This window comes from Diaphorobacter sp. JS3050 (genome assembly GCF_013154915.1).
GTDB classification, from domain to species: domain Bacteria; phylum Pseudomonadota; class Gammaproteobacteria; order Burkholderiales; family Burkholderiaceae_C; genus Diaphorobacter; species Diaphorobacter nitroreducens.
In genome coordinates this window covers 3,735,853-3,762,279 of record NZ_CP053553.1, presented here as the reverse complement: position 1 = coordinate 3,762,279, position 26,427 = coordinate 3,735,853, and the positions used below count along the sequence as shown (strand labels likewise).

Genomic DNA, 26,427 nt, shown 5'->3' with positions numbered 1-26,427 from the left:
GCATGAGCATGAACCTTGTCACGCTGCTGTACCTGGTCGCCAGCGTCTGTTTCATCCAGGCGCTCAAAGGCCTGTCGCACCCCACCACGTCGATCCGCGGCAACCTGTTCGGCATGGCGGGCATGGCGATCGCCGTACTGACCACGGCGGCGCTCATCGTGGAGTTGGCCAGCGACAAGGGCGTGGGCATGACCTACGTGCTGGCCGGCCTGGTGGTGGGCGGGGGCGCGGGCGCGGTGATGGCCCAGCGCGTGGAGATGACCAAGATGCCCGAGCTGGTGGCCTTCATGCACAGCATGATCGGCCTGGCGGCGGTGTTCATCGCCGTGGCGGCCGTGGCCGAGCCCTGGGCCTTCCAGATCGTGGCGCATGGCCAGCCGATCCCGCTGGGCAACCGTCTGGAGCTGTTCCTGGGCGCGGCCATCGGCGCCATCACCTTCAGTGGCTCGGTGATCGCCTTCGGCAAGCTCTCGGGCAAGTACAAGTTCCGCCTGTTCCAGGGCGCGCCGGTGGTCTTCAAGGGACAGCACCTGCTGAACCTGGTGCTGGGCCTGGCCACCGTCGGCCTGGGGCTGGTGTTCATGCTCACCGAGCGCTGGGATGCCTTCTTCGCCATGCTGGCGCTCGCCTTCGTGATGGGCGTGCTCATCATCATTCCCATCGGCGGCGCCGACATGCCCGTGGTGGTGTCCATGCTCAACAGCTACTCGGGCTGGGCAGCGGCGGGCATCGGCTTCTCGCTGAACAACAGCATGCTCATCATCGCGGGCTCGCTGGTAGGCAGCTCGGGCGCGATCCTGAGCTACATCATGTGCAAGGCCATGAACCGCTCGTTCTTCAACGTGATCCTGGGCGGCTTCGGCGGCGACGCGGCAGCTGCGGCCACGGGCGGGGGCGTGCAGCGCACGGCCAAGAGCGGCAGCGCCGACGATGCGGCCTTCATCCTGAGCCAGGCGGAGACCGTGGTCATCGTCCCCGGCTACGGCCTGGCCGTGGCGCGCGCGCAGCATGCGGTGAAGGAGCTGGCGCAAAAGCTCACCGACAAGGGCATCACCGTCAAGTACGCCATCCATCCGGTGGCGGGCCGCATGCCCGGCCATATGAACGTGCTGCTGGCCGAGGCCGAGGTGCCCTACGACCAGGTGTTCGAGATGGAGGACATCAACGGCGAGTTCGGCCAGGCCGATGTGGCCATCGTGCTGGGCGCCAACGATGTGGTGAACCCCGCCGCGCTGCACAAGGGCAGCCCCATCTACGGCATGCCGATCCTGGAGGCTTACAAGGCCAAGACCGTGATCGTCAACAAGCGCTCCATGGCCGCGGGCTACGCCGGCCTGGACAACGAACTGTTCTACATGGACAAGACCATGATGGTCTTCGGCGACGCCAAGAAGGTGGTCGAGGACATCGGCAAGGCGATTGAATAAGCCGCCACGTTGCGCGCACGGCGCACCGTGCGGGACGATTTACGCACGGTCGTGCGATAAGTATCGTCTGAAGATACTTTGAAGGGCGTTTGATCGCCCTCAAGGAAAACGCCAGTACCACGCGGCGTGTTGGCGTCACACAATGTGATGAACCGGCCCACCCGCGCCGGCCCCTGTCCCACCCGGCCGCGCGCGGCGCCGCCACCTTGCAAGGAGCACGCACCCATGACCGAGCGCATCTGGCTCAAGCACTACCCCGAAGGCGTTCCCGCCGACATCGACGCCTCGCAGTACCCGTCGCTGGTGGCGCTGATGGACGAGAGCTTCAAGAAGTTTGCCGATCGCACCGCCTACAGCTTCATGGGCAAGGACGTCAGCTACGCCGAGACCGACGCCCAGAGCCGCGCCATGGCCGGCTACCTGCAAAGCCTGGGCCTGGCGCGCGGCGACCGCGTGGCCATCATGATGCCCAACGTGCCGCAGTACCCGGCCACGGTGGCCGGCATCCTGCGCGCCGGCTACGTGGTGGTCAACGTCAACCCGCTGTACACCGCGCGCGAACTGGAGCATCAGCTGAAAGACAGCGGCGCCAAGGCCATCGTCATCATCGAGAACTTTGGCGCCACGCTGCAAAAGTGCATCGCCAACACGGCGGTCAAGCACGTGGTGCTGGCCAGCATGGGCGACCGCCTGGGCCTGATCAAGGGCGCCATCGTCAATTACGTGGTGCGCAAGGTCAAGAAGCTGGTGCCCGACTTCAGCCTGCCCGGCGCCGTGCGCTACAACGACGCCATCGCCAAGGGCCAGCGCGCGCCGTTCACCGCGCCGCCCATCGGCCCCGACGACGTCGCCGTGCTGCAGTACACCGGCGGCACCACCGGCGTCGCCAAGGGCGCCGTGCTGCTGCACCGCAACCTGATCGCCAACGTGCTGCAGTCCGAAGCCTGGAACGACCCGGTGATGAAGCAGATTCCGGCCGGCGAGCAATCCACCGGCGTGTGCGCGCTGCCGCTCTATCACATCTTCGCCTTCACGGTGAACATGATGCTGAGCCTGCGCAATGGCGGCAAGACCATCCTGATTCCCAACCCGCGCGACCTGCCGGCGGTGCTGAAGGAACTGTCCAAGCACAAATTCCACAGCTTTCCGGCCGTCAACACGCTGTTCAACGGCCTGGCCAACCACCCCGACTTCAACACCGTCGACTGGAGCCATCTGAAAGTCTCGGTCGGCGGCGGCATGGCGGTGCAGCGCGCCGTCGCCAAGCTGTGGCTGGAGAAGACCGGCTGCCCGATCTGCGAGGGCTACGGCCTGTCGGAGACCAGCCCCTCGGCCACCTGCAATCCGGTGACGTCGAAAGAGTTCACCGGCACCATCGGCCTGCCGATCCCCAGCACGTACATTGCCATCCTGGACGACGACGGCCGCGAAGTGCCGCTTGGCCAGCCGGGCGAGATCGCCATCAAGGGCCCGCAGGTCATGGCCGGCTACTGGCAGCGCCCCGACGAGACCGCCAAGGTCATGACGGAAGGCGGCTACTTCAAGTCGGGCGACATCGGCATCATGGACGAGCGCGGCTACACGAAGATCGTCGACCGCAAGAAGGACATGATTCTGGTCAGCGGCTTCAACGTCTACCCCAACGAGGTGGAGGACGTGGTGGCGCTGATGCCCGGCGTGCTGGAATGCGCGGTGGTGGGCGTGCCCGACGAGAAGACCGGCGAGGCCGTGAAGCTGGTCATCGTCAAGAAGGACCCGGCGCTCACCGAGGCGCAGGTCAAGGACTTCTGCCGCGCCAACCTCACGGGCTACAAGCAGCCCAAGGTGATCGAGTTCCGTACCGAACTGCCCAAGACCCCCGTCGGCAAGATCCTGCGCCGCGAGCTGCGCGACAAGAAATAAGCCGAGAACCCGAGGGCCCCGCGCGGGCTCTCGCATTCCCCCAGCCGGGATAATCCCGGCTTTTTTACGCCCGGCCCTCGCCCTCATGACCACTGCCATCCTCAGCGCCCTGCCCGAAGAGCAGGGCGGCCTCATGCACGCCCTGCAGCAACCTGAGCAACTGCAGCATGCGGGCCGCGTCTTCTGGCGCGGCCACCTGCATGGGCAGCCCGTGGTGCTGGCGCTGTCGGGCATTGGCAAGGTGGCGGCGGCCACCACGGCTGCAGCGCTGGCCGAGCGCTTCGGCGTGGCGCGCATGGTGTTCACCGGCGTGGCCGGCGGCGTGGGTGAGGGCGTGCAAGTGGGCGATGTGGTGGTCGCGCAGGACTACCTGCAGCATGACTTTGATGCCTCGCCCATCTTCCCGCGCTGGGAAGTGCCGGGCTACGGCCGTGCGCGCATGGACTGCGATGCGGCGCTGAATGCTCTGCTTTTGGAAGCTGCTCGCGCTTACCTGGCGGACGCTGGAGCCCATTTTGTTGCTGATCTTCCCAATGCTGCACGCGCCCCGCAGGTGCACCACGGCCTGATGGCCAGCGGCGACCGCTTCGTCTCCACGGCGCAGGAATCCAGCGCGCTGCGCGCGGCGCTGCTGGCGTCGGACCACGACGTGCTGGCCGTGGAGATGGAAGGCGCCGCCGTGGCCCAGGTCTGCCGCGACTACGGCCTGCCGTTTGCGGCGGTGCGCACCATCTCCGACCGCGCGGACGACAGTGCGCATGTCGACTTCGCCCACTTCATGCAGAACGTGGCCAGCCGCTATGCGGACCACATCGTGCAGCGCTTCGTGCAAATGCTCCCAAAATAAGAGCTGCTAGCGCTTGATGCGTAGGCGCCAGAGGCCGATTTTGTTTGAAATTGGCGCGCCCTTATCCATCCGATGGCCGCGGAGCAGGCCACCCCCGCAGGCGCCGTGGAACTGGCTTCGCCAGGCCACCGGCGTCGTCCCCCTTCCCGCGGCGCGCAGCGGTGCGAGAGAAGGGGGAAGCGGCGCAGCCGCTCAGGGGGTTGTCCCTATTTCAACCAGCCCCGCTTGCGGAAGTACAGCATCGGCCCCAGCGCGCTGGCCACCATCAGCGCCAGCACGTAGGGGTAGCCGTACTGCCAGTCCAGCTCGGGCATGAACTTGAAGTTCATGCCGTAGACGCTGGCGATCAGCGTCGGTGGCAGCAGCGCCACGCTGGCCACGGAGAAGATCTTGATGATCTTGTTCTGGTTGATGTTGATGAAACCGACCGTGGCGTCCATCAGGAAGTTGATCTTGTCGAACAGGAAGGCCGTGTGGCTGTCCAGCGACTCGATGTCGCGCAGGATCTGGCGCGCGTCCTCGAACTGCTCGGAGCTGAGCATGCGGCTGCGCATCATGAAGCTCACCGCGCGGCGCGTGTCCATCACGTTGCGGCGGATGCGGCCGTTCAAGTCCTCCTGCCGCGCAATGGCCGCCAGCACCTCGCTGGCGCGTGCGTCGGTCACGTTGCCGGCCAGCACCTGGGTGCTCACATCCTCCAGGTCGTCGTAGATGCCCTCCAGCGTGTCGGCGGAATACTCGGCATCGGTGTCGAAGAGGCTCAGCAGCACGTCCTTGGCATCGTCGATCAGGCCGGGGGCGCGGCGCGCGCGCATGCGCAGCAGGCGAAAGACGGGGATGTCCTCGTCGTGGATGGAAAACAGCACGCCCTTGCTCTTGAGGGTGTCGTTGACCAGGTTCAGGATGAAGGCCACGCGGGCCGAGGCGGGCTCGTCGTCCACATCCACCAGAAAGTCGCTGCGGATGTGCAGCTCGCCGTTGTCTTCCTCGTAAAAGCGCGCGGACTCTTCGATGTCCTCGTCCATCGCATCTTCGGGGATGGACAGGCCGTAGTGCTGCTTGATCCAGCGCTTTTCTTCCAGCGTGGGGGACTCCAGGTCCACCCAGATCGGCTGAAAGCGCGCCAACTCTTCCAGGGACTCGATTTCTTCCTGGACGAGCCGGCCGTTGGCGAGCGTAAAGATGTTGAGCATGGCTCACTCTCCCGGTTGTCTTGTGGCGTCTGCAAAAGGGGCGGGGGGCGCTTTCAGTCCCTTCGGCATGTCAATGGGCCGGGAGGCTGAAAGCTACCAACTAGGGTAGGTTTCCACGGAGCTGTCTCCATACGTTGTGCAAGGCGGGAATTATCGCATCCGCTCCCCAATGGAAGCACCGCCGCATGACACGTTCTTGGCGCCTTTTCGGGGGAAAGGCGCCGCACCGCATCACCCCCCGCCGCGGTGCGTGTGCAGGTCCAGGTGCCGCATGAAAGCCTGGCGCTCGGCGGGCGGGACGCCGTCGAACGCGAAGTGCAGGTGCAGCGTGGGCAGGCGCAGCAGCGCGATCTGGCGCGCAGGCCCCGGCGCCCAGTGCAGCGTGAGCGCGCCGCCCGCGAGCGCGATGCGTACCTGGGCGTCGCCCTGTGCGGCCCAGTCGTGCCCCGCCAGCGCCCGCTGCAGCAGCCGCTGCCATTCGGCGGGCGCGCAGCTCATGTCGCGCGTGAAGTGGTCAGGCCAATCGCTCAAAAGGTGCGGGGAGGGTAGGAGGCTGCGATTCAGCCGCCGGCGATCGGCGGCCAGATGGCGAGCGCGTCGCCCTCGTGCAGCGTGGTGGTGGCGCGCGCCGCGGGGGCGATGTAGCGGCCGTTGACCAGCACCAGGTGCACCATGTCCGGCGGCAGGCGGAAAGGCGCGATGATCTGGCTGATGCTCTGTGTGGGGGCGACTTCCAGCACCATCTGGTTGCCTGGGCGCACCTCGGGCGGCAGGTAGTCGGTGAGCGAGGCAAAGAGCTTGAAAGTGATGCGCATGTGCCTATCCGGTTTTCATGCCAAATCAGCCGTTTGCACTTGTGGGATAAGCGCTGACAGCTACTTTTAGCATAGCAAATTCCCTGGCCTCAGCGCCGGCGCGCGTCCTGTGCGCCGCTCCAGTGGCCCTGCCCCTGGGCGCAGGCCAGGTAGGCCTCCATCAGCCGCGTGGGGTCGCGGCGCAGGTGTTCCTTCCAGGGGCCCAGGCGCACCTGGCCTTCCACCAGGCCGCGCATGGCGCCCACGTGCTGCGTCATGCCCACGGAGTTGCAGCCGATGAGCCGGTCGCCCTCGAACTGCAGGCTCAGGTGTTTGCCGGCCGCCGCGTCGGTCAGCGCCACCTGTTCGCCGCCGGGCACGCCCTGCCAGTTGCCGAAGCTGGTGGAGATGAGCCCCAGCGTGTCCAGCACGTTGATCTGCGTGACCACCGCCAGCGCCGCGGGAAGCCCCAGCATGTTGAGCGCCGCCACGCGCGCCTGCTCGGCCGCGTTGGGCTGGATGGCGCTGACCACGGTCTTGCGCGTGAAGGGGTCGAACGCCTCGGCGCAGTCGCCCGCGGCATAGATGCCGGGCACGTTGGTCTGCATGCGCTCGTCGGTCAACACGCCCTGCAGGCAGGTGACGCCACTGCCCGCCAGAAATCCGATGGCCGGGCGCACGCCCGTGGCGCTGATGACGAGGTCGGCATCCAGCACCCTGCCGCCCGACAGGTGCACGCGCAGCGCGTCGCCGCTGCCTTCACCTTGTGCGCGGTCGATGCGCTCGACCTTGTGGCCCGTGAACACCTGCACGCCCTGGCGCTCGCACCAGTCGCGGATCATGCCGCCGGCCACCGCGCCCATCATGCGCGGGACCATGCGGTCGCCCATCTCGACCACGCTGAGCTGCACGCCGCGCTTTTGCAGCGCCTCCATGATGATGCAGCCGATGAAGCCCGCGCCCATTTGCAGCACGCGCGCGCCGGGCCGGGCGCGCGCGGCGATGGCACGGGCATCGGCCAGCGTCCAGCAGGTCTGCACGCCCGGCAGGTCCAGCCCGGGGATGGGCGGGCGCACGGGGTGGGAGCCGGTGGCGATGAGCAGCCGGTCGAAACCCAGCGTGACGCCACCCTCCAGCGCGACGGTGCGGGCCTGCACATCCACGCCCGCGGCGCGCGCGCTCAGGCGGTCGATGCGCTGCTGTGCGAAGTGGTCGGCGCGCTTGCGCAGGTAGGTGCCGCGCTCGTCGATGTCGCCCACCAGCAGGTAGGGGATGGCCATGCGCGAGTAGGGCGGCTCGGCCTCGTCGCCCACGAGGGTGATGCGGTCGCCCGGCGCATGCTTGCGCAGGGTTTCCGCGGCGATGACGCCGGCCGGGCCGGCCCCGAGGATCAGGTGGTGCATAGGGATGCTCGGTTGCTGCAGTATTGATAGCTGCTAACGCAGGATAGGTAAGCGCTGCATGCCGATTTGCCTTTTATCCTTGCGCCGCGGGCGGGCCCCTGCCGTGGCCCGCGGCAGATGGCCTCACAGTCCCAGGCGCGCGCGCGTTTCGGGCGTGGGCCGGCCTTCGGGGTCCCAGCCGCGCACGGCGTAATACTTGGGCAGCATTTCGGGCAGGTGGCTCACCGTGCCCTTGGAGCCGCCGGTCTTGGCCGCCTCGGTCAGCAGGCGCCGGGGCAGGCTGTCGTCGGCCTTGGTGAAGCCGGCGGCGTTGTTGAACTCGCGCTCCATGTTCCAGATGCGCTCGCCGATCTTCTCCAGCTCCGGCACCGTGAAGCCTTCGTCGCACGCCGCCTGCAGTTGGGGGGCGAGGTCGGGCAGGCTCCAGGCGAAGGTGGTGAAGATGCACACGCCGGCCGAGTCAAACGCCGCCGTCGCGTCCTGGAAGGCCTTGACCAGCTCGGGCTTGCCCTCGGTGGCCGTGGGCTCGGTCTTGACGGGGATGCCCAGGATCTCGGACGCGATGGTGTAGCCGCGCAGGTGGCAGCCGCCGCGGTTGCTGGTGGCGTAGGCCAGGCCGATGCCCTGGATGGCGCGGCCGTCGTAGGCGGGGAACTCCTGGCCCTTGGAGGACATGGACAGCTCGGGGTGGCCGTACTTGGTGCACAGGCGCTTGGAGCCCTGGCCCACCTCCTTGCCAAAGCCGCGGCCGTGGATGGTTTCTTCGGCCAGAAAGGCCAGCGCCTTGGCCGAGCCGAAGGGCGCCTCGATGCCGATCTGCTCGCGGGTGAGCACGCCCATTTCGTACAGCTCCATCACCGCGCCCACGGTGGCGCCGAAGCTGATGGGGTCGATCCCCTGCTCGTTGCACAGCAGGTTCACGTACTGCAGGCATTCCAGGTCGTTCACGCCGTTGGCCGCGCCCAGGGCCCAGGCGGCCTCGTATTCCAGGCCGCCGCTGGCGCCCCAGTACTGCGGCTTGTTGACCACGGTGAAGTGCGTCTCGTCGATCTTGCTGATGCGCCCGCAGGCGATGGTGCAGCCAAAGCACGCCTGGTTGGTCACCAGGTGCTTCTTGCCGTCGCTGGCGCGCGGCGTGGCCATGGCCTCGGCGGAGATGTCCTTGGCACCCTCGAACTGCACGTCGCGGTGGTTGCGCGTGGGCAGGGCGCCCACCTCGTTGATCACGTTCATCAGCACCTGCGTGCCGTAGGTGGGCAGGCCCTGGCCGGTGACGGCGTTGTCGTGCAGGATCTTCTTGCGCGCGAAGGTCTCGGCCATGAAGGCCTTGGGGTCGCGGATGTTGCCCACGCCCTTGGTGCCGCGCACGGCGATGGCCTTGAGGTTCTTGCTGCCCATGACCGCGCCCACGCCCGAGCGGCCCGCGGCGCGGTGCAGGTCATTGACCACGGCGGCGAACAGTACCTGGTTCTCGCCCGCGCGGCCGATGCCGGAGATGCGCGTGAGCGGGTCCTGCAGCGTGGTCTTGAGGTGCTCCTCGGTCTCCCACACGCTCTTGCCCCAGATGTCGGCGGCGTCGCGCAGCTCGGCCACGTCGTCGTTGATGTACAGGTACACGGGCTTGGGGGACTTGCCCTCGAAGATGACCATGTCCCAGCCGGCCATCTTCAGCTCGGCACCCCAGTAGCCGCCCGAGTTGGAGCAGGCGATGGCGCCCGTCAGCGGCCCCTTGGTGATGACGGTGTAGCGCCCGCCGGTCGATGCCATGGTGCCCGTCAGCGGCCCGGTGGCCCAGATGATCTTGTTGTCTGGCGACAGCGGATCGACCTGGGGGTCGATCTCGCTGACCAGGTACTTGGTGCCCAGGCCGCGCGAACCCAGGTACTGGCGTGCCCAGTCCATGTTCAGCGGCTCGGGGGTAACGGTGCCAGCGCTCAGGTTGACGCGCAAAATCTTGCCAGCCCAGGACATGATGTGTACTCCTAATTAGATAGCTGTCAGCGCTTGTGTATCAAGCGCTGGCGGGCTGATTGGCTTGATTGCCCAGCTTGTCGGCCCATTGCTTCATGCGCTCCAGGCCGGTCCAGTTGGCGTCGATGTAGGTGATGGCCGTGGTCGGGCAGGCCTCCACGCAGGCCGGGCCCTCGGCGCGGTCGTGGCACAGGTCGCACTTTTGCACCTTGCCCGTGTCGGCCACGTAGTTCACGGTGCCGAAGGGGCAGGCGATGGTGCAGACCTTGCAGCCCACGCAGGTGGACTCGGACACGATCTTGGCGCCGCTCAGCTTGTCCACCGTGATCGCCTCCACCGGGCAGGCGTGCAGGCACCAGGCCTCGTCGCACTGGGTGCAGGTGTAGGGCACCTTCTTGCCCGTGGTGTGGAAGTCGAACACCTTGATGCGCGATTTGGCGGTGGCGTAGACGCCGTAGTTCTCGAAAGAGCAGGCCATCTCGCACTGCAGGCAGCCGGTGCACTTGTCGGCGTTGATGTGCAACACCTTTTGCATGAATGTCTCCTTGGGTACCGGCGCCCAGGGCAGGGGACGCCTTGCCTATGAAAAGATTTGCATAGGTATTGTAGGCAGCCCAGGGGAGGGGACTTGCAGAGGGGAAACCCGCGTCGGGTATGGGGTGCGCGCCGTACCCCGCCAGGCGCGTGCCGGGCGGGCCGTTCGGTCGCGGCGGGTCAGGGTGCGGTGCTGCGCCGCACCAGGGCCAGCGCCCGGCACAGGTCGGCCCAGGCGGCGGCCTTGGCATCGGGTGCGCGCAGCAGGTAGGCCGGGTCGTAGCTCACCACGGCGGGCGTGCCGTCTGGCAGGTGGTGCGCGGTGGCGCGCAGGCGCCCCAGGGGCTCGCGGCTGCCCAGCACCACGCGCGCCGCGCCCAGGCCCAGCACCAGCACCAGGGAGGGGCGCAGCGTCTGCAGCGCCTGTTGCAGGCCGGCGGCGGGCTCCAACCCCTCGGCGGTCAGGCCCGGCGCGTGCCGGTTCAGCGTGGCGACGAAGGTGCGCGGGTGCCGGTGCAGGCGCATGGCGCGCAGCATGTTGTCCAGCAGGCGGCCGCTGTCGCCCGCCAGCGGCTCGGCCGGCGTGGGGCTTTCCAGCACCACCAGCCAGCCGGCGCCCAGCTCGGGCGGAACGGCCTGGGGGTCGGCCTGCGGGTACAGCGCCACGGGCGCGCGCAGCAGCAGGCCGGTGGGCGCGGCGCCGGCCGTGCGCGGCTCGGACGCGGGTGCGGCAGGGGCAGCGGCATGCGCGGGCTGGCGCGGGGCGGCTGGCGTAGGTTGCGCGTGCAGCACTGGCGTGGGCGCGGCGGCGGATGCGATGGCCGCTTCCGCTTCCGCTTGCGCAGGCGCGGCCACTCGGGGCGGCAGCGGGCGTGCCGGCGGCGGCGCCCAGACGGTGACGCCCATCTCTTGCAGCATGGCGCGTTGGCGCGCGTCCAGGGACAGGCTCATAGCAGCAGGCTCATCACCACGGCGTCCTCGCGCTCGCCGTCCGCGGCGGGGTAGTAGCGCTTGCGCTCGCCCACACGGCGGTAGCCGTGGACTTCATAGATGCGCCGCGCGCGCTCGTTGCTCGCGCGCACCTCCAGCCACAGCCATTGCGCGCCCTGGCCGCGCGCCCACACGGCCAGCGCGTCCAGCATCACATGGGCCCAGCCCTGGCGCTGGAAGGCGGGCGCCACAGTGATGTTGAGCAGGTGCACCTCGTCCACGCCGCGCATGGCGACGAAGTAGCCCAGGATCTGTCCATCGGCCACGAGCAACTGGGCCTGGTAGCCGGCGGCCATGGCGTCGATGAAGTTGCCGCGTGTCCAGGGATGGCTATAGGCGCTGTTCTCGATGGCCAGGAGCGCATCCAGCCGCGCGGGCGTCAGCGGCTCGAAGGCGGCCTCGAAGGCGTGGGGGGGCTGGACGATGGCGCTCATGTCTGGGGGGCCGGCGCGGCCTGGCGGGCGGCTTCTCGCTCGGCGGTGGTTTGCGCCACTTTATCGCGGATGTAGCGCGGCAGCGCTGCGTCGGCCGCCACGCCCGCGCCCGCCGCCATCAGCGCCGGTGCCAGCCGCAGCAGGGCCGCCGCCGTAGGCAGGGCGTGCATGTGCGGGGCCTGCGGCGCGAGGCGCTCGCCGTAGGCGGCGCGGGCATTGCCGGCGACCGTCCAGCCATCCGCCACGGCCAGGGCCTCGGGCGCCAGCAGCTGGAAGTCCTGCGGCACCTGCCAGCGGCCGTCGGCCTGCCACTCAAAGGGTGCCGCGTAGACCTCGTTCATGCGGGCGTCCAGCGTCGCCACCACCCGCGTGCAGCCGTGCTGCGCGCGGGCTTCTTCGGCCACGGCGAGCAGCGTGTCCACCGGCAGCACGGGCACGCCCTGCCCGCCGCGCGCGCCAAAGGCCAGGCCCTGGGCCACCGCGCACGCGGTGCGCAGCCCCGTGAACGAGCCCGGGCCGCGCCCGAACACCACGGCATCCAGCTGATCGAACGACAGTCCGGCCTGCGCGAGCAGGTCGCGGATGGCCGGAATCAGCGTGGCCGAGGCCTGGGCGCCGCCGGCGCCGCTGTGCTGCCACACGCGCGCGCCGTGTTGCACGGCGATGGACAGCGCGTCGGTACTGGTGTCGAAGGCAAGCAAGTTCATGGAGGGCGTGATTATCGGCTGCGCGCCAAGCCATGGCGGGGCGGACGGCCATGGCGCCCCCTAAACTCGCCGCCATGTCGTTTTCTTTCCTTGGGCAGGCCCGCCGCCTGCGCTGTGCGGCCGGGTGGGCGCTGGCCCTGGCCTTCCTGACGCCCTGGGCGGGCGCCCAGCCTGTGCCCGCCGATGCATCGACCTTGCCCCCTTCGGTCGAGGCCGCGCTGCAGCGCGCCAAGGTGCCGCGCGAAGCACTCTCCGCCTTGGTGGTGGAAGTCGAGGGGCGCCAGCCGCGCCTGGCCCACCGCGCCGATGCGCCCGCCAACCCGGCCTCGGTCATGAAGCTGGTCACGACGTATGCGGCGCTGGACCTGCTGGGGCCGGCATTCACCTGGGACACGCACGTGTACCTGGACGCCGCGCCCCAGGGCGGCAGCCTGCGCGGCAACGTGTACATCAAGGGGCAGGGCGACCCCAAGCTGGTGGTGGAGCGCCTGTGGTTGCTCATGCGCCGCCTGCGTGCGACGGGGGTCGAGGTGATCCTGGGCGACATCGTGCTGGACCGCAGCGCCTTCGCGCTGCCGGCGCACGATCCGGCGCTGTTCGACGGCGAGCCCTGGCGCCCCTACAACGCCGCGCCCGACGCGCTGCTGCTCAACTACAAGGCGGTGTCCATCGGCTTCGTGCCGGATCTGGCGGCCGGCGTGGCGCGGCTGCGCTATGAGCCGCCGCTGGCCCAGGTGGAACTGCCCGCTACCGTGCCGCTGGCGGCGCAGGGCGGGGCCTGCGGCGATTGGCGTGCAGGGCTGCGGGCGGATTTCGCGGACCCTGCGCGCATCGCCTTCCAAGGCGTGTACCCGGCGGCCTGCGGCGAACGCGAGTGGTCCATCGCACCGGCCGACCCGGGCGGCTACGCGGCGCGCGCGGTGGAAGGCATGTGGCGCGAACTGGGCGGCAAGCTCACCGGCCGCGTGCGCGACGGCAAGGTGCCCGCGGGGCTGGCGCCGGCATTCGGCAGTACCTCGCCGCCGTTGTCGGAGGTGGTGCGCGACATCAACAAGTACAGCAACAACGTCATGACGCAGCAGGTGTTTTTGACGCTGGGGCTGCAAAAAGCCGGCGCAGGCAGCTTCGACCAGGCGCGCAGCGTGCTCGCACAGTGGTGGCGCCAGCGCCTGGGCGCCGCCGAGATGCCGGTGGTGGACAACGGCGCCGGCTTGAGCCGTGAGGCGCGCGTGAACGCGCGGGCGCTTGCGCGCATGCTGCAGCACGCCTGGGCGTCGCCGGTGATGCCGGAATTCATGGCATCGCTGCCCATTGCCGGGGTGGACGGGACGCTGCGCCGCCGCCAGGGCCAGGCTGCGGGCTTCGCGCACCTCAAGACGGGTGCGCTGCGCGACGTGGTGGCGCTGGCCGGCTATGTGCATGCCGCGAGCGGCCGGCGCTATGTGCTGGTGGGCTTCGTCAACCACCCAAATGCCTCCGCGGCACGACCCGCCCTGGACGCGCTGGTGGACTGGGCCGCGAGCGACCGCTGAGCCGGCGCAGCCGCCGTCCGCCATCGACCGCCTGGGCCGGCCCACCGGCAGACGTGTCGTGCTGCCCGCGGCGCGGCGGGATGCCTCCGATGTTGGTATTTACCCGCAGACGGCCTGTCGCGCTTCATCGGTAATATTCCTGAAAAAAACGAACGTTCGTTCTATTCATAACAGGAGTTCCTGATGAAACCACGCATGCAGTGGGTAGCCGTTGCCGTTTCCGCCGCCGTTCTGGCGGCCTGCGGGGGCGGCGGCGCCGACACCACGCCCGCCGCGGCGGTCACCGCAGTCAAGGTGATGGGCGACAGCCTGGCGGACAGCGGCACCTTCGGGCTGAAGTTCACGGTCCAGGGCACGGCCCCTACGGGCGCGGGCTCCACGGCCATCTGGCCCGAGCGCGTGGCCGCCAGTTATGGCCGCACGCTGTGCCCGCACTATGTGTCCGCGGGAGGCAGCTTCAGCGCCAAGGCCGACTGCACGAACTACGCGGTAGGCGGCGGGCGCATCAACAACTTCACGGCGCCCACCTCGCCCGTGTCCATCCTACAAGAGCTTCCTCAAGACCACGGCCCACTTGTCCAGCGGCCAGAGCATCGGCATGCGGCTGAACCCCAACGTGGTGGCGGTGGGGGTGGGCTACCGGTTCTGAGAGCGCCCCAGGCGCCGAGGGAGGGGGCGCGCCGCGGGGTGCGCGAAGTGCCCCAGGTTTTCGTCTCCGAGGCTTGAGAAAGGCCGGCTCCTTGCGGAGCTGGCCTCTTTTTTTGGGGGCTCTGACGATCAGGGGAGCGAACGGGGGCGGATGCGCCCCCGTGGCTGGCCGGCGCAGCACCGGTGTGGCCGCCGGCGGGTGCCCCGCGGGCGGCGTGCTTGCTTACCAGCGGTTGCGCAGGCGGTCGTAGGCGTAGTTGCCGAATTCGCGGTGCGCGGCCGGAGTGATGTACACCTTGTCGGCGAACAGGAAGCGGTCCGGGTTGGCGTTGGGCAGCAGCGTGGCGGTGGTGCACAGCGCGGAGTTCACCTCGCCCGCGCCGATGCCGATGCCCGGGCCTGCGTCCACCGACGTGCACACGGGTGTGCTGCTGTCGGTGAAGCCGTACCCGCCGGGCGATCCCTCGAACAGGTTCACGTAGTAGGCCACGTCCACGTAGAGCACGGTCTTGCCCATGTCCACGATGTTGACCAGCAGGTCGTCATTGAAGCGGCGGCTGGCGCTGCTGATGAGGCTTTCCTTCTTGATGGCCTTGGCCCAGGGTGTGCGGCTCAGGTCGTAGGTGCCGGTCATCAGGATGTGCTTGGCGCCCGCGTCCGACAGGCGGCGCACTTGCGCGGCCAGCTCCTGGCCTGCCTTGCCAGCGGCAGCCACGTACTGCTCTTCGGTGAGCGTTCCGGCCTGCACCGCGGCCATGCCGGTGATGATGTCGCTCACGCCGGCGCTCAGCATCACCAGATCGGTGTCGGCAAACTTGTTGGCAGCCAGGAACTGGTCGATCTGCTGCGTGACCGTGGGGGTGGCGGCGTTGCCGGCGGCGTCGGGGGTGGCCGTCACGCGGGCATTGCCCTGCGCGTAGCTCAAGCCGCCTGCCGACACGGGCTTCAAGGTGCCGCCGTAGTTGGAGGAGATGCGCAGCATCCAGTTGTTGATGCTGCCGTCGTTGATCGTGTAGCTGGAGCCCTTCTGGCCCACGTCGGCCAGGCCGTCGCCGAAGGCGATGAAGCGCTGGGGCGAGATTGCCGATTCAGTGCTGCTGGAACCGCAGGCCGCGAGCAGCGCGGCCGATGCACAGGCGGCGGCCACGAAAGTGCGGCGCATCCAATTTGCTGCCATGTATTTCTCCGATTGAAGTGGGCGAGAGTGTAACGAGGGTGCGGACAAGGCTTGTAGCTTGATGTAGGCGCGTCAGCCCGCGGCCGCGGCGCGCTGCAGGCGGTCGCGCACGCCTTCCCATGCGGGCGCATCGGGCGGCGTTTCGATCCAGATCAGCTTCACCCCGGCCTCGTCGAAGCCGCGCAGCGCGGCGAACAGCTGCTGCGCGGTGGCGGCGGCGTCATCGGGCATGCGCCGCACAAGGATCTTCGACGACGCCGCGCGCAGCGGCGCGCGTGCATACACGGCGATGTGGGCCGCGTCCGCCCCCAGCACATCCAGTCCGGCCTGCAGCTGCTTGGCGTCCATCAGGCGCACGCGCGCCGTTGGGGCGTAATGGGCTAAAAGTGTGCCTGAAGCCCGCGGGGTCAGTGCTGGAAGCTCTTCTTTCGATAGCGGTCGTTGGCCGCAGGCGCGCTGCACGTCTTCGCGCGAGATGGCGCCGGGGCGCAGCAGCACGGGCACGCCGCGCGTGCAGTCGATGATGGTGGACTCGATACCGACGGTGCAGGCGCCGCCGTCCAGCACCAGCAGGTCGTCGCCGAATTCCTCGGCCACATGCTGCGCGGTGGTCGGGCTCACGCGGCCGAAATGGTTGGCGCTGGGCGCGGCCACGCCCCACACGGGGGGCTCCAGCCGCTGGCAGGCTTGCAGCACCGCATGGGCCACGGGGTGCGCGGGGCAGCGCAGGCCCACGCTGTCCTGCCCGCCCGTGGAGGCCACGGCGGCGTGGGGCAGGCGCGGCAGGATGAGCGTGAGCGGGCCGGGCCAGAAGGCGTCGATGAGTTGCTGCGCGAACAGCGGCACTTCCTTGGCGTAGCGGGTGATGGCCGCGGCGTCGGCCACGTGCACGATCAGCGGGTGGCTGGCAGGGCGTCCCTTGGCGGCAAAGATCTGCGCCACGGCCGCGTCGTTGTCGGCGTCGGCCGCCAGGCCGTACACCGTCTCGGTGGGCAGGCCCAGCAGTTCGCCGCGCGCCAGGGCCTGCGCGGCGGCCTGCACCGAGGCGTCCAGGCGTCCATCCAGAATCATGCGGGCCTCGTTCAGAACGGCGCGATGCCGAGGAGGGCCGCCGCCTGCAGCGCCGTGGCGCGCACCGCCTCGGGCGTGGTGCCGGTGATGTTCAGGTGGCCCATCTTGCGGCCGCGCTTGGCCTCCACCTTGCCGTACAGGTGCAGGTGGCAGCCGGGCAGGGCCAGCACCGCATCCCACGCGGGGGCAGTCGGCGCCACGGGCTGGTCCCCCGTGAACCACAGGTCGCCCAGCAGATTGAGCATGATGGCGGGGCTGTGCAGGCGCGGCTGGACCAGCGGCAGGCCGGTCATGCAGCGCACCTGCAGCTCGAACTGCGAGACGTCGCACGCGTTCTGGCTGTAGTGGCCGCTGTTGTGCGGGCGCGGGGCGATCTCGTTGACCACCAACGTGCCGTCCTGCAGCACGAAGAACTCCACGCACAGCACGCCCACGTAGTTCAGACCGTTTGCTACTGATTTCGCAGCTATCAGCGCTTGACTGGTCTGCGCTGGAGGCAGATTTCCTTCGTAGACCTCGGTCACGGCCAGGATGCCGTCCCGGTGCAGGTTGCGCTGCACGGGCAGGTGCACCACGGTGCCGTCACGCCCGCGCGCGACGATGACGGAGCACTCGTGCGCCAGCGGCAGCATCTTTTCCAGCACGCAGGGCACGCGGCCCAGTTGCTCCCAGGCGCCGGCCAACTCGGCGGGCGTGGCCACGCGCACCTGGCCCTTGCCGTCGTAGCCCATGCGGGCGGTTTTCAGAATGCCCGGCAGCAGATCAGCGGGAACGGCGGCGAGCTGCGCGGCGGTTTCGATCACTGCATGCGGCGCCACCGGCACGCCGCACTGCACGAAGTGCGCCTTTTCGCGCGCGCGGTCCTGGGCGATGGCCACGGCGCTGCCGGCGGGCGACACCGGCAGGCTGCGCGCCAGGGTGTCCAGCGCGGCGGCGGGCACGTTTTCAAACTCGGTGGTCACGGCGTCGCAGGCGCGGGCCAGCGTGGCCAGGCCCTGCGGGTCTTCGTAGCCGGTGCGGATGTGGTGGTGGCTCACCAGGCCGGCGGGGCTGGCCGCGTCCTCGTCCAGCACCGCGGTGAAGTAGCCCATGGCCTGGGCCGCGTGCACGAACATGCGCCCCAGCTGCCCGCCGCCCAGCACGCCCAGCGTGGCGCCGGGCAGGATCACGGTCTGGCGCTCGTTCATGCGGACACCGGCGGCAGCGTCATGGCGCGCGCGGCGGCGGTCTGCTCGGCGCGGAAGGCGTCCAGCTGCTCGCGCAGCGCCGGGTTCTCGCCCGCCAGCAGCGCCACGGCGAACAGCGCCGCGTTGGCCGCGCCGGCCGCGCCGATGGCGAACGTGGCCACGGGCACGCCCTTGGGCATCTGCACGATGGAGTGCAGCGAGTCCACACCCTGCAGGTGGCGGCTGGCGACCGGCACGCCCAGCACCGGCACGGTGGTCTTGGCGGCGATCATGCCGGGCAGGTGCGCGGCGCCGCCGGCGCCCGCGATGATGGCCTTCAGGCCCCGGCCGGCCGCGGCCTCGGCGTAGCGGAACATGTCGTCGGGCATGCGGTGGGCGGAGACCACCTGCGCCTCGTGCGCGATGCCGAATTGCTGGAGGATGGCAACTGCGTGCTGCATGGTCTCCCAGTCGCTGCTGGAGCCCATGACCACGCCGATCTGGATGGGGTTCATGTGGGGGTGCGCGCGGTGCGCTCGCCGGGGGTGAAGCCCGCGATTTTACTTTTTGTGCGCGCGCCCGGGGGTCAATGCGCCAGCAGGGCGGCGCTGGCGCCCAGCGTGATCGAGCGGACGGGCACGCGCGCGTCGCGCGGAATCTCGCCGGACAGCTGCAGCGCCAGGTAGCGCGTGCAGCACACGCGCAGGAACGAGGTGAAGTTGTCCACCGCGCCGTGCTCGGCCACCAGCTCGTCGTACAGCTTGGTGCACAGCTGGGCCAGGCTGTAGCCGTCGCGCGCGGCGATCTCCTGCAGCACCTGCCAGAACAGGTTCTCCAGCCGGATGCTCGTGGCCACCCCGTGCAGCCGCACGGAGCGGGCGCGGTAGGCGTAGAGCTGTGGGTCGGCGCTGATGAAGACCTGGCACACGGCGGAACTCCTTCGGGCGTGGGGACGGCGGGCCATGGTGCGGCCCTCCGCCGGCGCCGTCAAGTCAGGAGGTAGGTGCTTTCAAAATGATAGCTGCTCGCGCTTGATGGGTGAGCGCTGCAGCCCTTTTTGCCTTCAGAGCGTGATGCGCGTGCCCAGCAGCGCCAGGAACTGTGCGATCCACGCGGGATGCGCGGGCCACGCGGGCGCGCTGACCAGGTTGCCCTCGGTGTGCGCCTGGTCCACGGGGATGTCGGCGTAACGGCCGCCGGCCAGTTCCACTTCGGCGCGGCAGGCGGGGTAGGCCGAGCAGGTGCGGCCCTTGAGCACGCCGGCACCCGCGAGGAGCTGGGCGCCGTGGCACACGGCGGCCACAGGCTTGCCCGCCTCGAAGAAATGGCGCACGGCGGCGCACACGGCAGCGTCGTTGCGCAGGTACTCGGGGCCGCGCCCGCCGGGGATCACCAGCGCGTCGTAGCTTTGCGCCTGGACGTCCGCGAACGTGGCGTTCAGGGTGAAGTTGTGGCCGGGCTTCTCGCTGTAGGTCTGTGCGCCCTCGAAGTCGTGGATGGCCGTCTTGATGTGGTCGCCCGCTTTCTTGCCCGGGCAGACCGCATGCACCGTGTGGCCCACGGCCTGCAGCGCCTGGAACGGCACCATGGTCTCGTAGTCCTCGCAGTAGTCGCCGCAGATCATCAGAATCTTCTTGCCTGCCATGGGAGTCTCCTTTGCTGTGGGTGGCTGGGGTACAGACCATTGTGGGCAGCCTGCAGGTGCGGCAGGTATTAACCCGCTACTACAAGGGGCCCTGCGGGCTTGTACCTGTGGCGCGCGAAATTTGCCGCAGAATCCCCGTCACCATTGACCGGCGCCGTGCGCCGCACTACCGGGACCGCTACACATGATCGACGTCACCCTAGAGAATTTTGAAACCGAGGTGGTTGCCGCCTCGATGCAAGTGCCCGTGCTGGTGGACTTCTGGGCACCCTGGTGCGGCCCCTGCAAGACGCTGGGCCCGGTGCTGGAGAAGCTGGAAGTGGAATACGCCGGCCGCTTCACCCTGGCCAAGATCGACTCCGACCAGGAGCAGCAGCTGGCCGCCATGTTCGGCATCCGCAGCATTCCCACCTGCGTGCTGATGGTGAATGGCCAGCCCGTGGATGGCTTCATGGGCGCCCAACCCGAGAGCCAACTGCGCGCCTTCCTGGACAAGCATGTGCCCAGCGCCGAGGAGCTGCAGGCCGAGGAGCAGGAAGAGGAAGCCCTGGATGCGCTCGCCGAGGGCGATACCGAGGGTGCGCTGGAAAAGCTGCAGCACGCCGTCGCCACCGACCCGGCCAACGACGACGCGCGCTTTGACTACGTCAAGCTGCTGCTGCAGCTGGGCCGCGAAGACGACGCCAAGGTGGCCTTCGCGCCGGTCATCGCCAAGGCCGAGGTCTCGCGCCGCCTGGGGGCGCTCAAGGCGTGGATGGATGCTCTTGATTTCGTAGCTTCTAGCGCTTATGGGGCGGGCGCTGGAGCTGAATTTGATGCAAAGATTGCGGCCAACAAGCGCGACTTCGAGACGCGCTTTGCACGCGCACGCTGGCTCATGGCCCAGCAGCGCTGGCAGGAGGCCATGGACGAGCTGCTGGAAATCCTCATGCGCGACAAGGCCTGGAACGACGATGCCGCGCGCAAGGCCTACGTGGCCGTGCTGGAGATCATCGAGCCCCCGAAGGTCAAGGTGGCCGACGGGCAGATCCCGCCCGAGGACCCGGTGGTGGCCAGCTACCGGCGGCGCTTGTCCAGCGTGGTGCTGAGCTGACCCACGCCGGAGGCGGGCGCGCGGTGGCGGGACTGCAGCCGTTGCACGCAGCCGGGCGGACGGCGCTGCTGCTGGCCGCCGCGTGGCTTGCCGGCTGCGCCACGGCCCCGGGCCCCGATGCGCAGATCTCCGGCACCGTGATCTCGCGCGAGCGGCTTTACGTGCCGCCCGACGCGCTGTTCGAGGCAGCGCTCGTGGACGTGACGCGCGAGGGCTATCCGCCGCGGGTGCTGGGCCGCCAGCGCATCGACCCGGCCGGCCCGCTGCCCTACATGCTGCGCATTCCCTACCGCCAGGTGGACGTCCACGCCCAAGGCCGCTACGAGGTGCGCGCAGCGGTCATGCAGCAGGGGCGCCTGCTGCTGGACACACCCCGCGTGCACCCGGTGCTGATCGATCCGGCCTTCCGCCATGTGGACGTCATCCTGGCGCGCGTGCCAGCGCTGCAAGCCACGGCGGCCGCATCCGTGCCGTTGCGCCAGACCTATTGGAAACTCGTGGAGGTGGTGGACGATGCGCCCGTGGACGCGCCAGCCGAGGGGCAGGCCGCGGCCCATCTGGTGCTGCAGCGCGATGCGGGGCGCGTGAGCGGTTCGGGAGGGTGCAACCGTTTCGTGGGGCAGTACGTGCAAGAGGGCGGGCAACTGCGGCTGTCCCGCATGAGCGCATCCCTGCGCCTGTGCCTTGCGGGCGGTGGATCGGAGCCGGCCTTCTTCCAGCGCCTGGGCGCGGTGGCGTATTACCGGCAGCAAGGCCGGACGCTGGAGCTGCGCGGCGAGGACGGCACGCCCCTGCTGCGCTTCGTGGCCGAGGAATGGGGCGCGCCGCGGCCCGAGGACGACGAGCCACCCATGCAACCCCAGTGAGTGCGCTGCGACCCATGCCGCGGCGTTCGCCGTGGTTGATGCGGGTGCATGAAGGAAATTGGCCTCTAGGGCCTGTTCACACTATTTTTGCCAGTGCGAATGGCGTGAAAACCGCGCCAATCTAGGCGCGTGACGACGCCAAGGCCGGGGCCTTGGCTAGTGTAGTGTTTGATTCTTAATGAAACTTAATTGAGCAACCACGCTCCAATGCTCTACTACGGTTTGCATTGGAGTGAAAAATTGCGAGTTGCCCCGACGATTGTGTTGACGGATGAAGAGGAAAGCGAGCTGAGCCGGCTGGCGCGCTCCAAGCGCACCAGCGTCAGATTGGCCCAGCGCGCCCAGATCGTGCTGCTGGCCGCGCAGGGGCTGCAAAACAAGGATATTGCCGAGCAGCTTGGCATTGGGCGCGTGCAGGTGGCGCGCTGGCGTGAACGCTACCTGCAATTGGGGCTGCAAGGTATCGAGCGCGACTTGCCGCGCGGCGCACCGCCGGTGAAGGTGGATGTGGCCAAGCTTGTGAAGCTAACCACACAGACCAAGCCCGAGGCGGCCACGCACTGGAGCACGCGCACGATGGCCGCTGAGTTGGGCGTCAGCGCCAGCACCGTGATGCGCCATTGGCAGGCCCACGGTCTCAAGCCTCACATCGTGCGCGGCTTCAAGGTCTCGCGCGATCCGCAGTTCGTGCAAAAGCTCGAAGACATCGTGGGGCTTTACATGTCGCCGCCCGAGCATGCGCTGGTGCTGTGCTGCGACGAAAAGAGCCAGGTGCAGGCGCTGGACCGAACGCAGCCCGGGCTGCCGCTCAAGAAGGGGCGCGCGGCCACCATGACGCACGACTACAAGCGCAACGGCACAACCACCTTGTTCGCTGCGCTCAACGTGCTCAACGGTCAGGTCATCGGCCAGTGCCAGCAGCGCCACACCCACATCGAGTGGCTGAAGTTCCTGCGTCAAATCAATCGGGAGACGCCCAAGGACAAGACGCTGCATCTGATCGCCGACAACTACGCCACGCACAAGCATCCAGCTGTGCAGGAGTGGCTGGCCAAGCACCCCAGATTCAACATGCACTTCACGCCGACCTCGGCATCGTGGCTGAACATGGTCGAGCGCTTCTTTCGCGACATCTCCGAGAACCGGCTACGCCGCGGGGTGTTCACCAGCGTGCCCGAACTCGTCTCGGCCATCGATGAGTACATCGCGCATCACAACACCAACCCCAAGCCGTTCATCTGGACCAAGAACGCTCGCGACATCCTGCAAAAGGTCATCCGCGCCAATAGCCGATTAAGTTCCAAACAGAATGCAACACTACACTAGGAGGGCAACGACGCGTGGCGCGGTTTTCACTCCGTTCCCTCCGGGTTGCGATCAAAAAGGGCCATTCGCGGCGTTGCCAAGCCTCGCTGGGGTAGCACCCCAGCTTCGTTTGGCGCCTTGCGCCTGGCCCTTTTTGATCGCAACGCATCTGGCAAAAATAGTGTGAACAGGCCCTAGCGCTTGGTGGGTGAGCGCCAGCCGCTACAAAAACAGAAGTTCTGATGCGTGCATCGCGGCAGGCGCGGCATTTGCGCGACCGTGTTTTTTACAAACCGAGATGATAATGATTCCCATTTGTTGAAACCAAGGGAATTGTCGTCCATGAACCCCCATCCCCTCCGCCCCGTCGTGCGCTCCATCGCACTCATGACGTTGATCGTGCAGCCGCCCTTGATGGGCGCCGCATGGGCCCAGGCGAGTGCGCCCGTCGAGCCTACGCTGAAGGAGGTGACGATTGTCCAGCAGCGCGAGGACCGGGTGAGCAGCGGGGCGACCGGGCTGGATCTGGACATCAAGGAAACGCCGCAATCCATCAGCATCGTGACCACCGAGCAAATGCGCGATTTCGGCACCAGCAATCTTAACGAAGCGCTGCGCCTGAGCACCGGCATCATCGTCGACGAGTGGGAGACCAACCGCACCACGTTCACCGCGCGCGGCTTTGACATCGCCAACACGCAGATCGACGGCGTCGGCCTGCCCAATGATTGGGGCATCGTCACCGGCGCCATGGATTCCTTCGGCTACGAAAAGATCGAAGTCATCCGCGGCGCCAACGGGCTGCTGACCGGCGTGGGCAATGCGGCGGGCACGATCAACTTCGTGCGCAAGCGTCCCACCAACAAGGAGCAGGGCTCATTGGGTCTGAGCTATGGGTCCTGGGGGACCACGCGCGTCGAGGCGGACTACTCGCGGCCGCTCACCGCCGATCGCCGCTGGGCGGGCCGGGTCGTGGCGGCACGCGAGGAGGGCGGCTCGCACCTGCGCAGTTTCGACCGCGAGCGCACGTTCCTCTATGGCGTTGTGGATGGGCAGGTGGGCGACAACGGCCTGTTGACGTTGGGCCTGTCCCATCAGCAGTCCGACTCCACGGGCAACATGTGGGGCGCCCTGACCTTCATGAATGCCGATGGCACCCAGAACGCATGGGGCCGCAACGCATCCACGACGCAGGACTGGACCCGCTGGGACACCACGACCAAGACGGCCTTCGTGGAATACGCCCACCAGATCGGCATGGACTGGCAGCTCAAGCTGGCCTACAACTACCGCGCCATCGACAACGACAGCAAGCTCTTTTACGCGTTTCCCTCGGGCTCCAGTCTGGTCGGCTATGCGTGGGGCGGCAAAGACACGATGGACGCGCACCTGGCCACCGCCACCGTCAACGGCCGCTTCGAGATGCTGGGACGGCAGCACGAGGCGCTGTTCGGTGTGAGCTGGGCCAAGAGCGAGTACACGGGTAATGGATACGCCGGGTCGGACTGCGGCGCCAGTGCCTGCAGCGCCATCGCGCTGCCGGGCTTCCCGTACCCCGGCAACCTTGTTCCCGAGCCGCAGTGGGGCCCATTGGTCCTCGAAAGCACGCTGAACCAGAAACTGCAGCGCGCATTTGGCACCATGCGGTTCACGCTGACGGATCGGCTCAAGGCGGTGGTGGGAGTCAACCACGCGCAATACAGCCGCGACGGAACGAGCTATGGCGTGGCCTCCGACCTTTCACGCAGCAAGACCAGCCCCTATGCCGGGCTGACGTTCGAGTTCACGCCCAGCGTGCTGGGCTACGTGAGCTACTCTGACCTGTATTTCCCGCAGAGCCAGGCCGATGCGAACGACCGCTATCTCGACCCTAGCAAGGGCACCAACTACGAGGCGGGCCTGAAAGCCGACTGGCTGGACAAGCGCCTGCTGACCTCGGTCGCGGTGTTCCAGGCCAAACAGTCGGGCCTGGCCACGCCCACGGGCACCTATAACCAGAATGGCCAGGCGGTCTACGCGCCCGAAGACGTGAAGTCCACCGGCGTGGAGCTGGAAGCCGTGGGCCGGCTCAACAACCATATCGACCTGACAGCCGGCTATACCACCCTGAAGCTGACCGGCCCGGATGGCGGCGACACCTACGCCTGGGTACCGCGCCATACGGCCAATCTCGCGCTCAAGGCGCGTCTACCGAGCCTTCCCGCGCTGTCCTTTGGCACCAGCGCACGGTGGCAAAGCAAAATCTCCAACATGGAGGCCAGCGGCTTCACCGTGCGCCAGGGCAGCTATGCCGTGCTCAATGCCTTCGTCGCATGGCAGCTGCAGCCCAAGACGACGCTGCGCTTCAATGTGAACAACATCACCGACGAGAAGTACATCAACACCCTGCGCTACGCGGGCTACTACGGCGCGCCGCGCAGCTACCAGCTCTCGCTGAACCACCAGTTCTGAGCAAGCGTTGGCGATCCCCGGCCGATCCCCGGCCAGGGGCGTCGCGCAAGCAATCAGGCGGTCAGGCGCTCCAGCGCTTCGCGGTATTTGGCAGCGGTCTTTTCCACCACCTCGCGCGGCAGGCGCGGCGCGGGGGCGGTCTTGTTCCAGGGCTTGCCGCCCACCTGGGCCTGCTCCAGCCAGTCGCGCACGAACTGCTTGTCGTAGCTGGGGGGGTTCTCGCCCTTGGCCAGGGCCTCTGCATAGCCCTCCACGGGCCAGTAGCGCGAGCTGTCGGGCGTGAGCACCTCGTCCATCAGCACCAGCGTGCCGTCGGGCGCCAGGCCGAACTCGAACTTGGTGTCGGCAATGATCATGCCCTTTTCCAGCGCGACGGCGGCGGCGGCCTCGTACAGCTGGATGGAGATGTCACGGATCCTGGTGGCCAGATCCAGGCCCACGATCTCCACGGTGCGCTCAAAGCTGATGTTCTCATCGTGCTCGCCCATGGCGGCCTTGGCGGCGGGCGTGTAGATGGTCTGCGGCAGCTTGGCGGCATTGGTCAGGCCGTCCGGCAGCGGCACGCCGCAGACGGAGCGCGATTCCTGGTACTCCTTCCAGCCACTGCCGGCCAGGTAGCCGCGCACCACGGCTTCGATGGGGATGGGCTTGAGGCGCTGCACCAGCATGGAGCGGCCCCGCACCTGGGGCGCCTCCGCCGGCGTGACCACGCTCTCGGGCGCCTCGCCCGTGAGGTGGTTGGGCACGATGTGTCCCAGTTTGCCGAACCAAAACAGCGCCATCTGGGTGAGCAACTCGCCCTTGCCGGGGATGGGCTCGCCCATGATCACGTCAAAGGCCGAGAGGCGGTCGCTGGCCACCATCAGGATGCGGTCGTCACCCACGGCGTAGTTGTCGCGCACCTTGCCGCGTGCCAGGAGCGGCAGCGAGGTCAGGGCGGAGGTGTGCAGTGCAGAGGTGCTGGGCTGGGTCATGGCGGTCGTACGGAAGGCGCTCGCGCAATGCAGGCGCGCGGTGGACGTTGGGGCAAGACGCCCCGCCGGTGGCGAGGTCGAAGGAAGGGATTTTAGCGACGCGGCCTCCGTGCGGGCGCCGTGCACCCGCCACAAGGCACGCGGGTTGGAGAGGCTGGAGCCCCAGGTCGGCGCTGGAGGCAACCCAACGATTGTGATGCGTTTCGGTCGGTTTGACACCTTCCTGTCATATCCCTTGCGCCATGCGCGGGAACGATTGATTTGCGCTGGCGGCGGGCGCATAGTGAACCCAGGCCT

At 68.2% G+C, this 26,427-nt stretch carries 24 protein-coding genes and 2 pseudogenes; 10 read left to right on the top strand and 16 right to left on the bottom strand.

Annotation, left to right across the window (positions count from 1 at the left end):
• Window positions 1–2 precede the first annotated feature (2 nt).
• The 3 genes from HND92_RS17890 (at window position 3) to HND92_RS17880 (ending at window position 4,176) form a co-directional block, all read left to right on the top strand.
• Window positions 3–1,427 carry an NAD(P)(+) transhydrogenase (Re/Si-specific) subunit beta gene (locus HND92_RS17890; RefSeq protein ID WP_103738478.1) on the top strand — a complete coding sequence of 475 codons (1,425 nt, stop codon included), beginning with the start codon at window positions 3–5 and terminating at the stop codon, window positions 1,425–1,427.
• Window positions 1,428–1,652: 225 nt separating this feature from the next.
• The gene (locus HND92_RS17885) at window positions 1,653–3,329 is read left to right on the top strand and encodes a long-chain-fatty-acid--CoA ligase (protein WP_172208845.1); all 1,677 of its coding nucleotides are present in this window, start codon (window positions 1,653–1,655) and stop codon (window positions 3,327–3,329) included.
• An 85-nt stretch (window positions 3,330–3,414) separates the two neighbouring features.
• A complete protein-coding gene (locus HND92_RS17880; RefSeq protein ID WP_172208843.1) occupies window positions 3,415–4,176 on the top strand; it encodes a 5'-methylthioadenosine/adenosylhomocysteine nucleosidase in 762 nt (253 codons plus the stop codon).
• Window positions 4,177–4,382: 206 nt separating this feature from the next.
• On the opposite strand, the gene corA is transcribed toward HND92_RS17880, so the two are convergent.
• The 9 genes from corA to tsaB all read right to left on the bottom strand — a co-directional run bounded on the left by corA (window position 4,383) and on the right by tsaB (window position 12,202).
• The gene (gene corA, locus HND92_RS17875; protein WP_011807033.1) at window positions 4,383–5,369 is read right to left on the bottom strand and encodes a magnesium/cobalt transporter CorA; all 987 of its coding nucleotides are present in this window, start codon (window positions 5,367–5,369) and stop codon (window positions 4,383–4,385) included.
• Window positions 5,370–5,600: 231 nt separating this feature from the next.
• The gene (locus HND92_RS17870) at window positions 5,601–5,900 is read right to left on the bottom strand and encodes a hypothetical protein (RefSeq protein ID WP_135147942.1); all 300 of its coding nucleotides are present in this window, start codon (window positions 5,898–5,900) and stop codon (window positions 5,601–5,603) included.
• A gap of 29 nt (window positions 5,901–5,929) precedes the next feature.
• Complete coding sequence (locus tag HND92_RS17865) at window positions 5,930–6,184, bottom strand: MoaD/ThiS family protein (protein WP_011807031.1); 255 nt, start codon at window positions 6,182–6,184, stop codon at window positions 5,930–5,932.
• Window positions 6,185–6,273: 89 nt separating this feature from the next.
• On the bottom strand, window positions 6,274–7,566 hold the full coding sequence (locus HND92_RS17860; protein ID WP_011807030.1) for an NAD(P)/FAD-dependent oxidoreductase: 1,293 nt from the start codon (window positions 7,564–7,566) through the stop codon (window positions 6,274–6,276).
• A 123-nt stretch (window positions 7,567–7,689) separates the two neighbouring features.
• Window positions 7,690–9,537: an aldehyde ferredoxin oxidoreductase family protein gene (locus tag HND92_RS17855; protein WP_172208841.1), complete on the bottom strand. Its 1,848-nt coding sequence runs from the start codon at window positions 9,535–9,537 to the stop codon at window positions 7,690–7,692.
• Window positions 9,538–9,577: 40 nt separating this feature from the next.
• On the bottom strand, window positions 9,578–10,072 hold the full coding sequence (locus tag HND92_RS17850; protein ID WP_172208839.1) for a 4Fe-4S dicluster domain-containing protein: 495 nt from the start codon (window positions 10,070–10,072) through the stop codon (window positions 9,578–9,580).
• Between the two features lie 179 nt (window positions 10,073–10,251).
• On the bottom strand, window positions 10,252–11,022 hold the full coding sequence (locus HND92_RS17845) for a uracil-DNA glycosylase family protein (RefSeq protein WP_172208837.1): 771 nt from the start codon (window positions 11,020–11,022) through the stop codon (window positions 10,252–10,254).
• Window positions 11,019–11,495, bottom strand: coding sequence for a ribosomal protein S18-alanine N-acetyltransferase (gene rimI / locus HND92_RS17840; RefSeq protein WP_011807026.1), 477 nt, complete (start codon window positions 11,493–11,495; stop codon window positions 11,019–11,021). The genes HND92_RS17845 and rimI overlap by 4 nt, the downstream gene beginning before the upstream one ends.
• Window positions 11,492–12,202, bottom strand: coding sequence for a tRNA (adenosine(37)-N6)-threonylcarbamoyltransferase complex dimerization subunit type 1 TsaB (gene tsaB / locus HND92_RS17835; RefSeq protein ID WP_172208835.1), 711 nt, complete (start codon window positions 12,200–12,202; stop codon window positions 11,492–11,494). The genes rimI and tsaB overlap by 4 nt, the downstream gene beginning before the upstream one ends.
• A gap of 74 nt (window positions 12,203–12,276) precedes the next feature.
• Between tsaB and dacB the strand changes: the two genes are divergently transcribed.
• The 3 genes and pseudogenes from dacB to HND92_RS19445 all read left to right on the top strand — a co-directional run.
• Window positions 12,277–13,734, top strand: a complete 1,458-nt coding sequence (gene dacB, locus HND92_RS17830) for a D-alanyl-D-alanine carboxypeptidase/D-alanyl-D-alanine-endopeptidase (protein WP_253940066.1) — start codon at window positions 12,277–12,279, stop codon at window positions 13,732–13,734.
• Window positions 13,735–13,917: 183 nt separating this feature from the next.
• Window positions 13,918–14,289: pseudogene (locus tag HND92_RS17825) on the top strand (phospholipase); the annotation flags it as partial.
• Window positions 14,279–14,383 (top strand): annotated as a pseudogene (locus HND92_RS19445) (OmpW family protein); the annotation flags it as partial. The pseudogenes HND92_RS17825 and HND92_RS19445, both read left to right, overlap by 11 nt.
• 222 nt (window positions 14,384–14,605) lie before the next feature.
• Here HND92_RS19445 and HND92_RS17820 read toward each other — a convergent pair.
• From HND92_RS17820 to HND92_RS17795, 6 genes are all read right to left on the bottom strand, one after another.
• The gene (locus HND92_RS17820) at window positions 14,606–15,559 is read right to left on the bottom strand and encodes an SGNH/GDSL hydrolase family protein (protein ID WP_172208831.1); all 954 of its coding nucleotides are present in this window, start codon (window positions 15,557–15,559) and stop codon (window positions 14,606–14,608) included.
• Between the two features lie 72 nt (window positions 15,560–15,631).
• Complete coding sequence (locus HND92_RS17815; RefSeq protein WP_011807021.1) at window positions 15,632–16,630, bottom strand: L-threonylcarbamoyladenylate synthase; 999 nt, start codon at window positions 16,628–16,630, stop codon at window positions 15,632–15,634.
• A gap of 11 nt (window positions 16,631–16,641) precedes the next feature.
• A complete protein-coding gene (locus HND92_RS17810; protein WP_011807020.1) occupies window positions 16,642–17,817 on the bottom strand; it encodes a 5-(carboxyamino)imidazole ribonucleotide synthase in 1,176 nt (391 codons plus the stop codon).
• Window positions 17,814–18,311 carry a 5-(carboxyamino)imidazole ribonucleotide mutase gene (purE, locus tag HND92_RS17805; protein ID WP_011807019.1) on the bottom strand — a complete coding sequence of 166 codons (498 nt, stop codon included), beginning with the start codon at window positions 18,309–18,311 and terminating at the stop codon, window positions 17,814–17,816. Before purE ends, HND92_RS17810 begins: the two co-directional genes overlap by 4 nt.
• A 71-nt stretch (window positions 18,312–18,382) precedes the next feature.
• Window positions 18,383–18,724: a ribbon-helix-helix domain-containing protein gene (locus HND92_RS17800; protein WP_103738466.1), complete on the bottom strand. Its 342-nt coding sequence runs from the start codon at window positions 18,722–18,724 to the stop codon at window positions 18,383–18,385.
• 135 nt (window positions 18,725–18,859) lie between these two features.
• Window positions 18,860–19,441 carry a DJ-1/PfpI family protein gene (locus HND92_RS17795; RefSeq protein WP_047351538.1) on the bottom strand — a complete coding sequence of 194 codons (582 nt, stop codon included), beginning with the start codon at window positions 19,439–19,441 and terminating at the stop codon, window positions 18,860–18,862.
• 184 nt (window positions 19,442–19,625) lie between these two features.
• Between HND92_RS17795 and trxA the strand changes: the two genes are divergently transcribed.
• The 4 genes from trxA (at window position 19,626) to HND92_RS17775 (ending at window position 25,156) form a co-directional block, all read left to right on the top strand.
• Window positions 19,626–20,534 carry a thioredoxin gene (gene trxA / locus HND92_RS17790; protein WP_172208829.1) on the top strand — a complete coding sequence of 303 codons (909 nt, stop codon included), beginning with the start codon at window positions 19,626–19,628 and terminating at the stop codon, window positions 20,532–20,534.
• Window positions 20,535–20,557: 23 nt separating this feature from the next.
• Window positions 20,558–21,400 carry an META domain-containing protein gene (locus tag HND92_RS17785; RefSeq protein WP_172208827.1) on the top strand — a complete coding sequence of 281 codons (843 nt, stop codon included), beginning with the start codon at window positions 20,558–20,560 and terminating at the stop codon, window positions 21,398–21,400.
• Window positions 21,401–21,607: 207 nt separating this feature from the next.
• Window positions 21,608–22,726, top strand: coding sequence for an IS630 family transposase (locus tag HND92_RS17780; protein WP_231403305.1), 1,119 nt, complete (start codon window positions 21,608–21,610; stop codon window positions 22,724–22,726).
• A 321-nt stretch (window positions 22,727–23,047) separates the two neighbouring features.
• Window positions 23,048–25,156: a TonB-dependent siderophore receptor gene (locus HND92_RS17775; RefSeq protein WP_135148886.1), complete on the top strand. Its 2,109-nt coding sequence runs from the start codon at window positions 23,048–23,050 to the stop codon at window positions 25,154–25,156.
• Between the two features lie 53 nt (window positions 25,157–25,209).
• Here HND92_RS17775 and HND92_RS17770 read toward each other — a convergent pair whose 3' ends face one another.
• Window positions 25,210–26,130, bottom strand: a complete 921-nt coding sequence (locus tag HND92_RS17770; protein ID WP_172208825.1) for a phosphoribosylaminoimidazolesuccinocarboxamide synthase — start codon at window positions 26,128–26,130, stop codon at window positions 25,210–25,212.
• Between the last annotated feature and the right edge of the window lie 297 nt (window positions 26,131–26,427).

Coding starts and splice junctions, on each gene's coding strand:
- HND92_RS17880 (WP_172208843.1), top strand. CDS start 3,415: ATGACCACTGCCATCCTCAGCGCCCTGCCCGAAGAGCAGGGCGGCCTC.
- HND92_RS17775 (WP_135148886.1), top strand. CDS start 23,048: ATGAACCCCCATCCCCTCCGCCCCGTCGTGCGCTCCATCGCACTCATG.
- trxA (WP_172208829.1), top strand. CDS start 19,626: ATGATCGACGTCACCCTAGAGAATTTTGAAACCGAGGTGGTTGCCGCC.
- purE (WP_011807019.1), bottom strand. CDS start 18,311: ATGAACCCCATCCAGATCGGCGTGGTCATGGGCTCCAGCAGCGACTGG.
- HND92_RS17815 (WP_011807021.1), bottom strand. CDS start 16,630: ATGATTCTGGATGGACGCCTGGACGCCTCGGTGCAGGCCGCCGCGCAG.
- corA (WP_011807033.1), bottom strand. CDS start 5,369: ATGCTCAACATCTTTACGCTCGCCAACGGCCGGCTCGTCCAGGAAGAA.
- rimI (WP_011807026.1), bottom strand. CDS start 11,495: ATGAGCGCCATCGTCCAGCCCCCCCACGCCTTCGAGGCCGCCTTCGAG.
- HND92_RS17850 (WP_172208839.1), bottom strand. CDS start 10,072: ATGCAAAAGGTGTTGCACATCAACGCCGACAAGTGCACCGGCTGCCTG.
- dacB (WP_253940066.1), top strand. CDS start 12,277: ATGTCGTTTTCTTTCCTTGGGCAGGCCCGCCGCCTGCGCTGTGCGGCC.
- tsaB (WP_172208835.1), bottom strand. CDS start 12,202: ATGAACTTGCTTGCCTTCGACACCAGTACCGACGCGCTGTCCATCGCC.
- HND92_RS17855 (WP_172208841.1), bottom strand. CDS start 9,537: ATGTCCTGGGCTGGCAAGATTTTGCGCGTCAACCTGAGCGCTGGCACC.
- HND92_RS17795 (WP_047351538.1), bottom strand. CDS start 19,441: ATGGCAGGCAAGAAGATTCTGATGATCTGCGGCGACTACTGCGAGGAC.
- HND92_RS17890 (WP_103738478.1), top strand. CDS start 3: ATGAGCATGAACCTTGTCACGCTGCTGTACCTGGTCGCCAGCGTCTGT.
- HND92_RS17810 (WP_011807020.1), bottom strand. CDS start 17,817: ATGAACGAGCGCCAGACCGTGATCCTGCCCGGCGCCACGCTGGGCGTG.
- HND92_RS17885 (WP_172208845.1), top strand. CDS start 1,653: ATGACCGAGCGCATCTGGCTCAAGCACTACCCCGAAGGCGTTCCCGCC.
- HND92_RS17780 (WP_231403305.1), top strand. CDS start 21,608: ATGCTCTACTACGGTTTGCATTGGAGTGAAAAATTGCGAGTTGCCCCG.
- HND92_RS17865 (WP_011807031.1), bottom strand. CDS start 6,184: ATGCGCATCACTTTCAAGCTCTTTGCCTCGCTCACCGACTACCTGCCG.
- HND92_RS17770 (WP_172208825.1), bottom strand. CDS start 26,130: ATGACCCAGCCCAGCACCTCTGCACTGCACACCTCCGCCCTGACCTCG.
- HND92_RS17820 (WP_172208831.1), bottom strand. CDS start 15,559: ATGGCAGCAAATTGGATGCGCCGCACTTTCGTGGCCGCCGCCTGTGCA.
- HND92_RS17845 (WP_172208837.1), bottom strand. CDS start 11,022: ATGAGCCTGTCCCTGGACGCGCGCCAACGCGCCATGCTGCAAGAGATG.
- HND92_RS17860 (WP_011807030.1), bottom strand. CDS start 7,566: ATGCACCACCTGATCCTCGGGGCCGGCCCGGCCGGCGTCATCGCCGCG.